This is a genomic window from Lacticaseibacillus baoqingensis, from assembly GCF_003946165.1.
Lineage (GTDB): Bacteria > Bacillota > Bacilli > Lactobacillales > Lactobacillaceae > Lacticaseibacillus > Lacticaseibacillus baoqingensis.
Window position 1 is genome coordinate 1 of record NZ_RHOI01000026.1, and the last position, 14,682, is coordinate 14,682.

The window sequence follows — 14,682 nt, forward strand, 5'->3', positions numbered from 1 at the left end:
AAAACACTGGAATGCCTTGATATCAGGCTTTCCAGTGTTCTAACGAAATCAATAAAGTTCTAAAAATGGAGGTGAGGTCCACATAACCCCTGCGTCACTAAAGGCGCTAGAGTAGCTTAGTGTACCGGTCGTGTACGTACCAATTAGTCCCTATTATGGGGGCTTATTTTTTTGCAATCAAAAAGCCCACCGGATGGCAGGCTGCGAGCAAAAAAAATAAGCCCGAAGGCTTAAATGACGCTAATCTTTTTGACGTATAAATGCTGTTTATTCACAGTGACGTGCGGTTGCATCCGATTCTGTCCCGAACCGTCCAGTACGTCACATAAAAAGACCAGCGACTACCCTCATGGATAATCGCCGGTCTCAAGCGCCCTCCGAGAAGGAACGCCGCTATTGTATCTATATGATATCATAGCAAGTCTCTGTGTCAATGAGTTCTACAAACATTCCTTCAATTTTTTGATTTTGTTAAACACGCTAGTGGACAAAACTAAATCGAAGATGTCCTGTGAACCCACCGACTTCTGAAACTCAGTTACTGCTTCGGCATATTCCTTAATGAACCTAGAAATTTCCCGTTTAGGCATTCTGAGAGCTCTTAAATAATAAACAAGGAGGGCTACATAGTCTGTTAGGGTTTCGAAAGTTATTTGACTGACACCCAGCTCGGATTCCAACTGGTGGGTAACTGTGTCTCGGACCTTGTCCTTCTTGAACCGGCAATCAAATACAATATTATTATGCGCAATGGCATTCCTAAGGTCTTTCAGAAGAAAAACATGCCGCACAATAAAAGTAGCATCCGTATCAATTGAGCCATCATAAACGCCAACGTTCTGGGACAGCTCAATACGTTTATTACCATTCATTACGTCCAAAAATGAGCCGAATTCCGCCATGCTGAAAAGCTCAAATATGGCCCAAATAGGAACACCTTCACCCTTATGCATGTAATGCTGAATCATCACTGAACTCCCATAGCGCTGAGCAATTAATTCATCAATTGTATTCTTAAGCCTGAGTCGATCGGTTATGCGCTCCTTATACTTCTTCTTGCTGGTCTCTTCCTTATACCGGTTAAGGCTGGTTTGGAAAACCGCATCAATTGAAGGATCAATTCCATTGGACACAATAGCAATAGTACGGTTTTTGAGGGCGGTTTCTACCCGCATCATTCGAGGATAGAGAAGAGACTTAACCGAGCTATCAAACTCATAGATTGCCTGGACTTGTCTAAACTCCGACAACTCCATCTTCTGGTTGTTGGAAGTCAATCGATAAGCTTTATATCCATGATAATAGCCCATATCTAATAAGGCCCTCTTATCAGAGCTTCCGCCAACGTCTATGCTATGCTTATCGCGAATGTGGCGCATCAGAGCGTCAGTCGATTTTCCCTTTTTCATGAATTATCTCCAAGACAATGTATTTAGATTAAGTGTATTCCAAATCTCCGATTAAGTCATGATATCCGGCATAAAAAATAAGCCCCACCCCGCGTTAGCAGAGTGAGGCAATAATGAGCTTGATAGAGTTTTAATGAGCGTAGTAAAGTACGACGCTTTTTACTACGCAATTGCTACGCTTTACCGCTTACGAGTCGTCCCGTAGGCGCCTTCCGACCCGTCAGTCGGGCAGTAGACGTCATGAGCGCCGTCCATGTGGTGCACCCACATGTGCCCGCCTACACGCTTTTTGGAGTCATAGGCGAAGGTCCCGTGCGGTGGCAGGTAACCAGCCGGGGTGTCCGCCGTGGACGCTGTGTTGTAGCGCATCATCACCGGGGTGTCACCATTGATAAAGGTACCGTTCTCAGCGGTGAAGCCTTTCGGCACACGGAAGTGTATGCCAGATTGATCAGGCTTAGCAGCAGCCGCACCAGCCAGGCGATAGACGTAGAAGTAAGGTCCGCCGTTCATCTCCCAGCGCGCGTCGTGGTTCTGGATCGTCTCACCTAAGTCTTGCCATGCCGTGCATTCCAGCCAGCGCTGGCCATCGATACAGATGCCAGTGTGACCACCAGCACCAGCAGACTGACCCTTGCGACCCCAGATGACCACGTCGCCACGCTTCATCTGCCAGTCAGCGTTCTCGGCGATCAGCTTGAACCCGTTGCTGATTAGCCAGCCGTGTAGCGTTTCAGTGCTGGCGATGTAGCCGAGGTTGCTTGCCCCGCCTTTACGCAAAGCCGTGTAGACGGCCCCGGAGCAGTCACAGGTGCCGTCACTAAAGTTCCGGCTGCCGTACATTGAGTACTCCGTGTGCCCGATTTGGGCCTGCAAAAATGAGATGGCCTTCTCGATATTAATAGCCATTTACTTGTCCTCCTTAGTGGTCGTTGGTTGGTCATCTGCTTTGTCATCTTTTAGTTCGTCGAGTTGTTCCTGTAAGGCCGCTAGCTTAGCCGCCTTGGTGGTAATGAGTGGTGGGTAAGCCAACGCTCGCTCACTGTCACCGATTCCTTGGGTCGTTGGGTCAACTGCTACCCCTAAGATAGTTAGTACTGCAAACACCGCGTTGATCACCCCGGTTAGCTGTTGCCCTAGGTTAGCGAAGTCCCAATTGTACCCGAAGACTGCTAATACCGCTTGACCAACCAATAAAGCAGCTGGCACTAAGGCCAGCCAGAACTTGACACTCAATAAGCGCACTTTCCAGTTAATATTCATCATCATTATCTCCTTTGATGCCTACATGGTCTTCCAATCGAGTAAGCCTAGTTGAATGGCTCCCCAGTTCCTGACTATGAACCTTTTGCGTATTCAGAATGTCATCAATTACTTTCTCCTCATTCTGGAACCTTTGGTCAAACTTAAAGCCCAAATCTTTAATATCTTCTCGCAGCGGATCCAGTGCAATCCTTTTGAATATCCAACTACACAGGCTAACCAGTGTAGCGATTAAAGTTGCAAGCCCTACCCAATCGCCAATTCCATAACCTAAAAAATTCACATCATTTCACTTCCTTCCACAAAAATACCGCTAGGCATTTGCCCCAGCGGCGTAGTCATTACCAGTAATTTGTTTATACTCATCAGACGTGATTGCTCCAGATTCTACATAGCCCTCTATCGGGCAGCCCCACGCGTACATCTGTTTTACAAAGTCCCGCATCAGCTCTCGCCCCCTAACTTTTCTGTGAGCGCGGTGACTTGTGCCGCCAATTGTGCGTTTTGCAAGCCCAGTGCGTTGATCATCTGTTGCTCAGGAGTGGGAATCACCTTGTTAGCTTCGGCTTCGAGTTCTGCTTGCTTAGAGGTGTCCAACACAAGCTGACCATCTATAAGCTTAGTGGCGCTGAGTGAAATACCATTCAAGTCTGATTGAGACACCTCGATAGCATTCGTGGTATCAAATGGCGTTTGCCACGCTTTACCGTCGTAGAACTCTTGCTGATAGCCAATGATATAGCCATCAGCGTCGATGCTGAACAGCACCTCGATTTTATCTTTGGTTTCCATTTTGCCCTCCTATACTGCAAATACCCTGCTCATGATTGCATGAGGCGCCTGAGTGCCTGCGTTATTAGCTGCTACACCAGTAATCTGAGTGTTAGTCACAATCAGTTGCTTAAAAAATGTGCCAACCCCTGGCATAGATAGCTGCATCATTAAATCCCTACCTGTGTGGTATTCCGGCCAAATATTAGGCACCAGTGTGTAGTTGTAGTGGCTATCTTGTCTACCGGAATTAAAATATTGCCATTCAACTAGCCATCCCGAGAAAGTCTGGTCTAGATTGATTGACATTGTGGCTACATCACCTGCTTGGGGATAAATTGTTCCCTGCCAAGCTAAGGTACCGCTTCGCATCATCGCCAAAAGCTGAGATGCTGTTAGCGTTCCGGTTACCCAAGCGGCACTATTACCAGTAGGATTATATACTGCGCCAAGTGACATCATGCCTTGTCCAACATTGATTTCTGCCAGCTTTTGACCATTGGAAAAACCTCTGGCAATTAAGCTAGTTTGATTTAGCTCGGTATGTGAAACCTGTACGTTAGCGTCATTATAAGCATCGGTAATCAATGCCCCGCTTGCTAAGGTCGAAGTCCCATGCATTTTATAAGCAAAACCGTCCGGCTGAACATTGGCAAATGTGCTATTGAACGTAGACCCATTGAAGAAAACACCTGTAAAAGTTAGCCCATTGAACGTTGCGGCATTGATTGCAGAAGCTGAAATTTGTTGCTCAACCCATGCCGTGCCATTTGACTTGTAAAATTTGATTGCCACACCCGCAGAGTTCGTCAACCAGAATTGACTATTGGCAGGTGCAACAGTGGTTGGCAATGCAGTGCCACTAGCATAACTGGTAATGTCATTACCAGCAGGCCCTTGAGGCCCTTGCAACCCTTGAGCGCCTTGAGGTCCCTGTGGCCCTTGTGGTCCTTGTGCGCCAGTATCACCTTTGATTTGTGACCAGAGATAGGATGTCGGGTCTAAACTATCGGCTTGTGTATAGTCAGTGTAGGTTCCCATGTAGATAGGATGTGCTTCTGATGGTGCTGGTGACCATGGGGTAGCTACACTGCCTTGTTCCAGCTTAAGATGACTTACCGTCCCAGTCCCAGAGCCAGGAAATTCAATATATCCCATGCTTTCCTTGATACCCGTTATATTTTTTGGTACCACAAATGTTGCGGACATTCTTCCTGAACCCGAATCATTAGTAGGATAGTACCATGGGCCAACATATGGTAAGGTATCGCCTAATATATGTGCTTCCCACCCTAGACGGTCAGTATACGCTGTTGTGCCTCCAGCAACGAACCCTGAGTATTCATAATCAACTGATACAGTTACAGTTTGACCTTCTAGTCCTTTAAATAAGTTTAGCAGGTCATCAGTAGTTTCATTTGATAAGTAGCCTTGAACCATTGCTCCTGTACCTGTAACAGTATGACGCCCAGTACCAGTTAATAGATTAGTGCCGCCACCAACATAAAACCCACTCTTACCATCACTACTGTCGGCGTACGCAATGTGGAAGTAAGGTGTTCTGCCATCAGCACCCTTTGCACCCGGAATACCGTCAGCGCCATCGTTGCCCTTAACCAATACCCACTTGCCGGCATAATCAGCCGGATCATCACTAGGAACTGATGTCTTGTTTGACCAAACAACCGCCATATACTTTTTGCCAGCAGGCAAAGCGCTCATGTTTGTTCCTTGATCGTCATCAGCGTAGCGAACCCATGGATAGTATTGGATCGTCTTAGAGATATCCTTTAGCCTTTGAGCCAGATCTTGATACTGCTTAGCCACCTGACTCGTTTCAAGCAAATAGTCGCCAACAACCATTGTGCTGTTTGAAGGATTGCTATAGCACTTGTCTAATTCCAATACACGTGCGGATAAATAGAGTTGCCTATCTTCTTGCTCGATCTGAACGGTATCGCCGCAGTGAATATTTTGCGGCATCTTTGCCAGCTCGATTGTGTAGTTGACTGCCGGATGATTATTTTTCTTCAAATCTGCTAAAGCAGACTGCAATAATGAGGCTTGTGTTTTCGCTTCATAGTCAATGACGTGGTTAAGATAACTGCCATAAATCGTCGCAGTGCTGTTCTGGCGTAAGCGCGAGTATACTCGGTTGCTAACGGTGTCCAGCAAGAATCCTTCTTTAGTAAGCACGAATTGCCCTGTTGGGTCTGTGTAGCTATAGCCAACTAAATTGATAGGTGTGTTACTTCCGTCTGGTGTAGCACCTCTAGCATAGATGGCTGTCATCAAGTTGGTGCTATCACTGTCAACTGTGATTCGGTTGATTTCGTCGCCAACGCGAAGCGTGACGCCACGGTCAGCTCCACGTTTCTTGACTACATTCAGATAGCACTTCACCATTGTTGTTCCAACGATGCTAAAACTGAAGTAAGTTTCTACTCCAAACTGAGTAGCAACAGAGTTCATTCGGTCATAGCTGGTTTCTTCACTGTCAAAAGTGAGTGTCCGCACATCGGTGGGGATCTCATTGACGCCAATATCCCAGCCACTGTCGTCAGTAAAAAGGTTGAAATACTGCTCAAATGTCATCTGTTTGGTAGCTGTATAAGCACCCAAAATTTCATTTTTTAGATCATTACCGGCATCGGTGCCTTCAAAAGCAATGCTGTATCCAGTGCCATCAGCATGTGATGCCGTAATGGTGATCATTCTGCCATTGCCATCATCGTCCATATAAAGCATGTAGTTTAAATCTCGGCACATCGTTTCTGCTTTGGAGAGTTGCTTTTTAGGAAAGTATAGTGTCCCAGTAAAAGCAACCATAGCAACATCAACGTTGGTACGTTCAATTTCACCGCTAATTTTGAAATCATTTGTGTTATTGCTACCAGCAGTTGCAATTCCAAGCAAATTGTATGATCTATCAACAAAGTAAAAATCTTTCACAGCCACGCCTCCTGCCAAGATACTTCAGCCGTACACTGTTTTGCCCAGCTTGAAGTAAGCAGCTTGATTGTGTTACTTCCTGGCTGAACTTTGAACTCGTCCCAGTTGTTGCCGATTGTTTGTAACGTTGGGTCTTCTGCATCATTTACAAAGACACGTCGATTAGGAACATCAACTTGTACAACATCTCCATCTTTGAAGCGATTAGGCAAGTCTTTCCAGTAGTTGACATTAACCCATTGAAAAACACTGTCAGACCAGTTAATCGTCCACCCCGTCGTGTTGCTGAATCCAGCCATCCAAACAGTGAATGAATCAATTGGCGTGTCTGCCATTCCGTCAATAGTGACTGGTGGAAATACGGTTTGAGCAGACGAAACAATGCCAGAAGCAGTAAGTTGTTTGACTTTAGTTAGCCTGAACGTCGTGGTATTACCTAATTTAGATTCGACTATCTCATACATACCATTGGTAAAGAGTGCTCGATTAAGATTTTGCTTGAACACATTATTGCCATTTACCCACCCTTCAACGATCAACGTATCGGCGGCATAGGTGTTATCACGCATCACAAAACAAATCGCGATGTTATTACCAGATTGTAAGTTGAATTCAACTCGCCCTAGTGCGCCTACATTGGTTATAACGTTGAACCGATTTGACCAGATTAAGTTGCCCGTATTCACACCAGCCGCATTAGCTTTGATTGAGCCATGATAAGTTGGACCCGCCCAGTGCATTGCCACTGTGCGATTCAATATCGGTGTTGCAGCATCTTTTGCCTTCGCATAGTCCCAACTGCCCGCAATCGTGTTAGGACCGGGACTTGATCCATAAGGATATGTCGGGTAATTGATTGTCCCAGTATTAACAGCTACACCACTCGGCGCTGACATCAGATTGTAGTGAAACACAGTTTCCGAATCTGGAGCTTGAACCCCATCAACTTCCCCCGGATTGCCAAACTGTAGAATAGCGCCATTGTTCTCATTGATTAAAGTAAGCACCCCGTTGTCACCACGCATCGTCGCGTCAATGACGGGGTAGACGGGATAAGTGCCATCGTTTTGAACGGCAATTTCATCGGTCAAAGTGCCATTATCGCCCATGTTGTCAGCCGTCTGCGTGGCTACCGAGTGCGCAATGCCACCATCTGGACAGATAAAGGTGATAGAGATTGTCCCTGATCGGAAGCCTTCGGTGAAGGTAGGTTGACTGTCTACGATGGCAAGGTAATATTTATCAGGCTCGTCCCCAAAAATTAGTTGCTGTGGTTCGTCCGTATCAATAGCGGCGGCTAAGGAACGCCTTAGTGGTACCAAATCATCATTCATGACGATTCCAGTTACCACAATCGTCTTGACGTCACGTGACATGTACTGCCACATCTGACCATCGCTTACCCCAACTTTTTGCATTGTGCTGGCGTGCTTAGTCCCTATGTCACGTTGTACCATCTGCACATACATCCATTGGGTAATATATACCCCGGCGTATGCAATTTGCATACCTGCTTGTTTCAATTAAACGGTTCCTCCTTTCCAATAAGCATTGAACCTGTCTGTCCTGTCATTGTATTGCTTAACTTTTGGCGCAACTTTTGGATAAAACTGGTCATCACCAACTTGCAGTACAAAGCTAAGTTTCGTGAGAAGATCAGCAATATTGTCCAACTTCTTTCCTAAATCATCTGTACCGTTGTTTTTACTTTCAGCAACATCACCATTGCCCAAGTTGTGATTAATGTTGGTAACAGCCTGACCTAGTAGTTGCCAAGCACGACTCGTTTTGGTTAATGGCAAAATTGTCTCTGGCCCATCTTCACCAACAAGCGCATGAATTGGTCGTGTGATTAAGCCACCGTTGGCGTAACCGTGCCCCTGACCCAAGAAGCTAAGACTTGATCCATAGCGATGTTTCGCATAGTTTAGTCCTGCAAGCATGTTGTCATAGCCGTTCCAAATATTTCCATGTCCCGGAAAAGCATTAGCAAGAAACGTACTCATTTTGGTTTGCATTAACCCAAGTGCTGGGCCACTACCATCACCATCTGGATCTGCTCCAGGTTGCCGTGCTTTTTCGTTACCACCTGATTCTGTTTGAATTTGCCGTAACACACGGTTAACCATTGAATCACTAGTGCCTAAGCCATTAGCCTTTAAGGCATCTTTAACTTGACCAGCCCAACGCTGTACGCCAGAACCGCTAGGAGCACCTAGTGTGTCTTGCAACTTTGTCAGTTCTTTTTTAAACCAGTCAACGACACTGCCTGTCAACTTACCAATAACGCCACTAGCTAAGTTGCTAAACATTTCAATGCCACCGGAAATGCCGCTAACGCTAGATTTAATTAGCTTTCCAACATTTTGAATTGGGTGCGCTAACCAGTCAGCTACTTCTTTAGCTTTATCCCAAGCGCCGCTGAAGAACTTGCCAATGTTACCGACCACACCGCCAAGATTATAGTGTTCAATTCCAGCCATATTCATGATGGCTTTGGTTTCTTTCCCATTGAAAACACGTGTTCCTTCTGGCAATAGTCCTGTGGCATTACGCTGTTGACTCATACCAACTTGACCATTGGGAAGCTGATACAGTTCTTTCCAGTCAGGCCCATTGCCATCGTTGACCATGACCAGATGCATCTTGCGCTCAACAATACCGCCTTGTTCAAAGTGAACAGGTGATAATTTGTGCAGAGCGCTTTTGCCAGTAAACTTTTCCCAGACCCAGTTAATACCACTGATTGCGCCATTAATGACATTGATAACCGCATTCATGCCATCTGCTGCAGCATTTTTAATGCCATCCCATATGCTGCCGAAGAAAGACTTCATACCTGACCAAGCACTATTCCAAACATCACCAATTGCACCTAATACTGATTTGATAACATTATGAATACCGCCGAATACATCGCCAACAATCTTTTTCATGCCATTCCAGATATCACCCAGAGTGTGTTTTATATCAGACCATGCTTTCCCCCAGTTACCCGAAAGCAAATCCAGCCCGACTTTCAACACATCTGTGACAACTTTGATGCCAGAACTAATAACGTCTTTAATCAGCTTCCATGCGGCTTTCAATGCTGTTCCAACGGTGTCCCATGTGCCCTTCCACAGGCCACCAATAACTTTTGCTATTAGTTCAAAGCTGCCTTTCATTAAGCCAACAAGCAAGTCAACAATTGGCTTAATCGCTTTCCATGCCACTTGGATGACTTTAACAATCAAAGCCCACGTGGTCTTAAATAGTTTACCAATCTGGTTGAGAATTGGTTTAATACTTTTCCACATTGCTTGCATTCCAGAAATAACAGCCTTCAGAGCTTGTTTTAGAGCATTACCAATAGCTTTAGCAACGTTATTAACTGCATCGTGAAAAGGCTTAATGTGCTTGTAGGCTTCATAGAATGCTAGTCCAGCAGCCGCAATAGCTAAAACGATCCCACCGGGCCCAGTTAATAACAGCTTCAACGAGCCTAATACTTTACTTGCACCGCCCAATCCATTAGCGCTTGACAGCTTGCTAAGAGCGCCAAAGTCTTTGATACCTCTTAGAGCGGTTATCCCTTTGAAAGCTCCTGCAACCGCTGCTGTAAATTTAACAACTTTTGTCGTTGCCCATAACCCCAACAACGTTTTGGCAAGTGCCTGAATGCCGCTCTTATTCTTGGCAATGTTACTTAGGGCTGTTGCTACCTGATGTAGTGGGTTTACAGATTTTTGTGAATTTCCGGTTAAAGAGTTAAAACCTTTAGCCAATCCAGTTATGATAGATGCGATTGTTTTCCATACAGCTAATCCAAAAGTTTTTGCGATGTCCAACAAGTTGCTTGCGATGCCGGTTACGTCTTTCTTGTGAGCAGCGATGTAGTCTAGTCCCTTTTTCGCCATGTTCGCAATGTACGCCAGACCCTTGCCCAGACTGGTAGCCGCATTTTGTACGACTGGACTAGTAAGTATAGATGATAAGCTTTCCATACCCGTATTTTTTACGTCAAGAAGTGGCGTCGTCATCTTCTTCTTTAGTTGGTCCCAGCCGGCCGCCAGCTGTGCTTTTGCTCCCTCTGCGGTCTTGCCAAACTCTTTATATACCTCTCCTGAGTCCTTGCCTGCTTTAGAGACCAGATTCATAAAATCAGTACTTGAAACTTTACCGTCTGCAACCATTTTCGCAAAAGCATCTTGCGATACACCGGCTGCCTTAGCAAGCTGTGCACCCAGTGCGGGCGCTTGCTTTTCCATTCGTGCCAAAGCAGTAGAAGTTAGAGAACCGCTAGCGACCACTCTAGTCATTGACTTTGAGAGAGCTGATATTTGGTCTCCAGACATTCTAGACGCAGTGCCGATCGCGGTAACCCCGGCAGTGATATTTTCCGTCATCTGAGTGTTGCCATGAGTCATTGTATCAATGGTCTTTTGCATTCCACCAATCGTACTGATGGCTAAGCCAGACTTAGTAGTAAGGTCACTAACCTGACTACCTAATGATTTAACGTCACTAGCAGACTTGCCCATTGCTGACCATGCAGCAGCGGATTTTTCGCCTGCTTCAGCAAGGTCTAACCCACTGGAAATAGTTGTCTTCATCACGGATGTAAGAGAACTGAAGCCATTGCTAATTGCATTGGTGACTAGACCACCAGCGACTATCTTTTTGAACAGGCTTGGCGTCTTTTCTGCTTGTTTGTTTGTTCCTTCAATCGCTGACTTGACCCGACTGAACATAGACGGATTAGCCTTGTCCATTTCAGTTTGCAAGCCGGTCATAGAAGACTTAGCTTTTGCTAAACTGGTAGCCGTCTCATCAACACGCGTCTTCTGTGTACGCCATGCGGCTGAATCCTTACCACTAGCACTGGCAATCTTATCCAACTCAGCCGACTGCTTGGACAGTTGCTCATTCAGATTGGTAATGGATGACTTATAGCCTTCCATTTTGGCTTTGTTAGCATCTTGTTGCTTGCCTTCAGCCTCTAAGCGCGTCACATAAGCTTGGTTAGCACGTGCAGCAGCTGTGTACTCTTGCTGTAAACCAGCTAAACCGGACTTTTGATAGTCCATCGCTTGCTTAGCACGGTCTTGCTGAGCTTGCATACTGGCCAGTTGCTTAGTGGCACCATCAATTTGCTGTTGATACTTCAAAAACTGTTGAGCAGTTTCACTAGTGTTACCCTTGAGTTCACTCTGCTTAGACTTTAAAGCATCAATCTTAGCCTGTTGTGACTCAATAGATTTACTCAAGCCTTCATATTTAGCTTTAGCAGCGCCAACTGCATCACCAGCGGATTTCATCTCCGCTTCTTGAGCTTTCCAAGCATTTTGACTCGAACGAACAACCGCTGTTAATGATTTGACGGATTCGCTTGCCGACAATAGATCAAGGGCAATCTTGGTGCTCATTGTTGCGTTAATTTGTTGTGCCACTTTAATCACCCTTTCTCTTGGTATTGCTTCCACATAATTGCCGGATCAATTGGACGATCTTTCTTATCCTTGGCAGACATCATTTCCAGCATTTCAAAATAATCAGCATCATCAAAATCCTGCATTGACCAATGAAAATACATGACTGCCTGCTTTTTCATCCATCTAAAATCTTGCAGCTGATTTTCAAGCTCATAAACTTTGACAGCTGGATTAATCTTTGCTTTTGCTGGCGTCCTGCTTCTTGGCAGCTAAGTCAATATCCTCATCACTCATGCCCATCATGCGTTCAAAAGTGTAATTAACCACTTTAATGGTGTCAGCAAATTCTAGATCCCCAAGCTTGTCCGTTTCTTGCTTGTTCAGGTTTAAAACGGTGGTCAAGAAGTCGATTGAATCGTGCAGCATACCACGCTGCATTTTAATAATTTCTACCGGTTCCATATCAGCAATATCGTCTGCCTTGGCCATGAGCAATTGCAGATCATACATCTTTTCCATGTTGCGATTACTGGTTTTAACTTCGTGTACACGGTTGCTAAGTTGACTAACTTTAATTTTCATCTGTAATACCATCCTTTGTATTTGATAAGGTCGCTGTGGTGAATCGGACACCACCAAGTTCACCAGAAAGCGACTTTTGAGCATAAAAAAATAGCGCACGTTCGTGAGCCATTCATCAGTTGTTGCTATGAAATTGTGTCAGCATTATTTAGCTGGAGTTGTAGTGGTACCAGCTGGCAATACGTATCCGCCGAACACTTCTTTGTACATGTTGGCTTTATCAAACCCGCTATCAAGATCGCTATAAATCTTGTACGGCTGATTGTTAAAGGCCGTAGTAGAAAGCGCTGTGTAAGTCAAAGCGTCATCTACACGTTGTTCTGCTGCCGCATCAGTCTGAATGTTAGCTGCGGTTTCGGTCATGACGCCATCGCCAAAGCCATAGTAAACAAAGTGCAACCGATCAATGGTTTGAGTGGTAATAAGTAAGGCCACATGAGCCTTCAAATTCTCATCCGTATAGCCGCCCTTGCTATCACTGACAAATCCTTTGATTTGCTGCTTGATTGCAAAGTCCAAGTTGTTAATATCTAGAGCTACTGATGGCTCTGAAGTACCAACAGTAACGTCTTGGACGTTGTTGTTGCCATAAGTCTTAGCAATGGTACCTGCTAAGCCTGTAATGTTGGCAGTTTTAGCACCTAAATCTTTGTGATCGACAGTATAGATACCATCAGTGCCTAATCCTGCTCCAGTACCAGAAATAAGCTTTTGCGATCCATCTACCAAAGCTAACTGGATTTGATATAAACCTACTGTTGCCATTTGAATGCCTCCTAAATATTCTTTGTTCTGCTGAAATAAAACGTGTTAAAAAGTTGCTGTGTGTCTGGATCTAATGTACGTTGTCTAACCGCGGCTACCTGCCAATGCTGATGAGTAAAAGTCTTCATCATGGCTATCTCAATGGTTTCAGGATCAGAATCAAGCAATTGTGAGTACCAAATCTGTACTTCTACTTCCTGATTTAATGCCCATAAATCGTTGTCACCATATGCAGCCGGATCATTAGCAGCATCAGTAATCAGCACGACTGTTTTGTCCAAACTATCGACTAATTCTTGTGGCAAATTGTTGCCTTCAACTGCATCAATACCAGCAATACTTGATTGGCTAAGCATTTTTACCGCATCATCTACGGCGCTCATTCATCCCCACCACCATTCGCTTTGGCAATCATTGCCTGATATTTCTCAGCTTCAGCGGCAAATACAGCATCTTTGGCATCGTCACGGGCATCATCAACAAAATGGTCGCCATGAAGCTTCTTTGTCCCATCATTAAGGAAACGTGCAACGAATGCTTTCTTGCCAAATCCGACCGTTGAGCTGCCATTATGGTCACCGTCAATATCTCCCGCAGCACTACTGATGTCCTCGCTCAAATGTCCATACTTGCCACCGTCTCCCTTAGTGTTTGGGTGCTTTTCTTTGGTGGTCTCAGCTAGCTTTTTGGCGTAAACATCAGCACCAGCCTTGGTAATCTTCTCTTGGTCAGATACAGAAAGCTGTGCGGCCTTTGATACTTGCTTAAGCCACTGACCAAGTGCCTCATCCATATCCACGGTTACGCCCCCTTAGTTGTTTTGACTAGGGTCAGATAGTCATAACGAATAGCATCGTTACTGTCGTCCGGGCTAATATCCGAAATGTCATACACAACACCATCAAGGCGTGCCTGTTTCTGATTAATGTTTCTAGCATCATGACGGACTATGATGGTGATTGAATTATCCAAGCGTGTGCCCACAAGCGTGTACTGCTGTGTGAGTGTTCGTTTCTGCTGTTTGAAATGCAGGCTATAAGCCGGCACAAAGCTGGTTACATTAATGCCGGCACCAGTCTTGCGTGATTGTGGAGAGCCGAGATCAACCTTGCGGCTGAAATCTGCTACTTTAAATTTAGCCATTAGCCTCACCAGATTTCGCTGCTTGATCGCGCTGAATCTTCCAACGAATACTATTGATCATGTAAGCATAGCTGGGCGGATAGGCCTTGTTTTGATCGGATAGGGCACCGCGTGAGTAATACATGTAGTCAACAAGTACCCGAACCGCTTGATTAAACAACGGATATGCCCTATAAACATCAATCCCAATCGTGTCATCAATGGCCCCGGTAACTGCATCCTCTGCGGTACTGATCATATCGGCAAGAATTGAAGCATCGCCATCGGCGTCAAGGTTAAGATATTTTTGCATGTCTTCCGGGGTAACCCCTTGACCATCTGCCATATTCAGCCCTCCCTTAATAGCCGCCCGTCGTATCGACGAATTGTTTATTTCTTAGGCG

General features: G+C 45.3%; 16 protein-coding genes. All 16 read right to left on the minus strand.

The window, feature by feature from the left end; translation table 11 throughout:
- Positions 1 to 440: 440 nt before the first annotated feature.
- Positions 441 to 1,409 (minus strand): Abi family protein, encoded by a 969-nt coding sequence (locus EKM91_RS10115; RefSeq protein WP_125753637.1) that lies wholly within the window; start codon positions 1,407 to 1,409, stop codon positions 441 to 443.
- A 180-nt stretch (positions 1,410 to 1,589) separates the two neighbouring features.
- Positions 1,590 to 2,318 (minus strand): peptidoglycan amidohydrolase family protein, encoded by a 729-nt coding sequence (locus EKM91_RS10120; protein ID WP_125753640.1) that lies wholly within the window; start codon positions 2,316 to 2,318, stop codon positions 1,590 to 1,592.
- On the minus strand, positions 2,319 to 2,672 hold the full coding sequence (locus tag EKM91_RS10125) for a phage holin (RefSeq protein ID WP_125753779.1): 354 nt from the start codon (positions 2,670 to 2,672) through the stop codon (positions 2,319 to 2,321).
- Positions 2,662 to 2,955, minus strand: a complete 294-nt coding sequence (locus EKM91_RS10130; protein ID WP_125753643.1) for a hypothetical protein — start codon at positions 2,953 to 2,955, stop codon at positions 2,662 to 2,664. Before EKM91_RS10130 ends, EKM91_RS10125 begins: the two co-directional genes overlap by 11 nt.
- Positions 2,956 to 2,985: 30 nt before the next feature.
- The gene (locus EKM91_RS10135) at positions 2,986 to 3,117 is read right to left on the minus strand and encodes an XkdX family protein (protein WP_125753646.1); all 132 of its coding nucleotides are present in this window, start codon (positions 3,115 to 3,117) and stop codon (positions 2,986 to 2,988) included.
- Positions 3,117 to 3,464 (minus strand): phage infection protein, encoded by a 348-nt coding sequence (locus EKM91_RS10140; RefSeq protein ID WP_125753649.1) that lies wholly within the window; start codon positions 3,462 to 3,464, stop codon positions 3,117 to 3,119. The genes EKM91_RS10135 and EKM91_RS10140 overlap by 1 nt, the downstream gene beginning before the upstream one ends.
- 9 nt (positions 3,465 to 3,473) lie before the next feature.
- Positions 3,474 to 6,395: a phage tail spike protein gene (locus tag EKM91_RS14195; protein ID WP_274379982.1), complete on the minus strand. Its 2,922-nt coding sequence runs from the start codon at positions 6,393 to 6,395 to the stop codon at positions 3,474 to 3,476.
- Positions 6,392 to 7,918 (minus strand): distal tail protein Dit, encoded by a 1,527-nt coding sequence (locus EKM91_RS10150; RefSeq protein WP_125753652.1) that lies wholly within the window; start codon positions 7,916 to 7,918, stop codon positions 6,392 to 6,394. Before EKM91_RS10150 ends, EKM91_RS14195 begins: the two co-directional genes overlap by 4 nt.
- Positions 7,919 to 11,836, minus strand: coding sequence for a tape measure protein (locus tag EKM91_RS10155; RefSeq protein WP_125753655.1), 3,918 nt, complete (start codon positions 11,834 to 11,836; stop codon positions 7,919 to 7,921).
- A complete protein-coding gene (locus EKM91_RS14100; protein ID WP_223602754.1) occupies positions 11,833 to 11,988 on the minus strand; it encodes a hypothetical protein in 156 nt (51 codons plus the stop codon). The genes EKM91_RS10155 and EKM91_RS14100 overlap by 4 nt, the downstream gene beginning before the upstream one ends.
- Positions 11,989 to 12,040: 52 nt before the next feature.
- Positions 12,041 to 12,391, minus strand: a complete 351-nt coding sequence (locus EKM91_RS10165) for a phage tail tube assembly chaperone (protein WP_125753661.1) — start codon at positions 12,389 to 12,391, stop codon at positions 12,041 to 12,043.
- A 144-nt stretch (positions 12,392 to 12,535) separates the two neighbouring features.
- Positions 12,536 to 13,156: a phage tail protein gene (locus tag EKM91_RS10170; protein WP_125753664.1), complete on the minus strand. Its 621-nt coding sequence runs from the start codon at positions 13,154 to 13,156 to the stop codon at positions 12,536 to 12,538.
- Between the two features lie 11 nt (positions 13,157 to 13,167).
- On the minus strand, positions 13,168 to 13,539 hold the full coding sequence (locus EKM91_RS10175; RefSeq protein ID WP_125753667.1) for a DUF806 family protein: 372 nt from the start codon (positions 13,537 to 13,539) through the stop codon (positions 13,168 to 13,170).
- Positions 13,536 to 13,955, minus strand: a complete 420-nt coding sequence (locus tag EKM91_RS10180; protein WP_125753670.1) for an HK97-gp10 family putative phage morphogenesis protein — start codon at positions 13,953 to 13,955, stop codon at positions 13,536 to 13,538. Before EKM91_RS10180 ends, EKM91_RS10175 begins: the two co-directional genes overlap by 4 nt.
- Positions 13,956 to 13,957: 2 nt before the next feature.
- Entirely contained in the window at positions 13,958 to 14,299 is a 342-nt protein-coding gene (locus tag EKM91_RS10185) for a phage head closure protein (protein ID WP_125753673.1), read from the minus strand.
- Positions 14,292 to 14,624: a head-tail connector protein gene (locus tag EKM91_RS10190; RefSeq protein ID WP_125753676.1), complete on the minus strand. Its 333-nt coding sequence runs from the start codon at positions 14,622 to 14,624 to the stop codon at positions 14,292 to 14,294. The genes EKM91_RS10185 and EKM91_RS10190 overlap by 8 nt, the downstream gene beginning before the upstream one ends.
- Positions 14,625 to 14,682: the final 58 nt, after the last annotated feature.

What these genes read in the sequence shown, in the direction of transcription:
- EKM91_RS10115 (WP_125753637.1), bottom strand. Translation starts at nt 1,409, where the DNA reads ATGAAAAAGGGAAAATCGACTGACGCTCTGATGCGCCACATTCGCGAT.
- EKM91_RS10120 (WP_125753640.1), bottom strand. Translation starts at nt 2,318, where the DNA reads ATGGCTATTAATATCGAGAAGGCCATCTCATTTTTGCAGGCCCAAATC.
- EKM91_RS10125 (WP_125753779.1), bottom strand. Translation starts at nt 2,672, where the DNA reads ATGAATATTAACTGGAAAGTGCGCTTATTGAGTGTCAAGTTCTGGCTG.
- EKM91_RS10135 (WP_125753646.1), bottom strand. Translation starts at nt 3,117, where the DNA reads ATGCGGGACTTTGTAAAACAGATGTACGCGTGGGGCTGCCCGATAGAG.
- EKM91_RS10140 (WP_125753649.1), bottom strand. Translation starts at nt 3,464, where the DNA reads ATGGAAACCAAAGATAAAATCGAGGTGCTGTTCAGCATCGACGCTGAT.
- EKM91_RS14100 (WP_223602754.1), bottom strand. Translation starts at nt 11,988, where the DNA reads ATGAAAAAGCAGGCAGTCATGTATTTTCATTGGTCAATGCAGGATTTT.
- EKM91_RS10165 (WP_125753661.1), bottom strand. Translation starts at nt 12,391, where the DNA reads ATGAAAATTAAAGTTAGTCAACTTAGCAACCGTGTACACGAAGTTAAA.
- EKM91_RS10170 (WP_125753664.1), bottom strand. Translation starts at nt 13,156, where the DNA reads ATGGCAACAGTAGGTTTATATCAAATCCAGTTAGCTTTGGTAGATGGA.
- EKM91_RS10175 (WP_125753667.1), bottom strand. Translation starts at nt 13,539, where the DNA reads ATGAGCGCCGTAGATGATGCGGTAAAAATGCTTAGCCAATCAAGTATT.
- EKM91_RS10185 (WP_125753673.1), bottom strand. Translation starts at nt 14,299, where the DNA reads ATGGCTAAATTTAAAGTAGCAGATTTCAGCCGCAAGGTTGATCTCGGC.
- EKM91_RS10190 (WP_125753676.1), bottom strand. Translation starts at nt 14,624, where the DNA reads ATGGCAGATGGTCAAGGGGTTACCCCGGAAGACATGCAAAAATATCTT.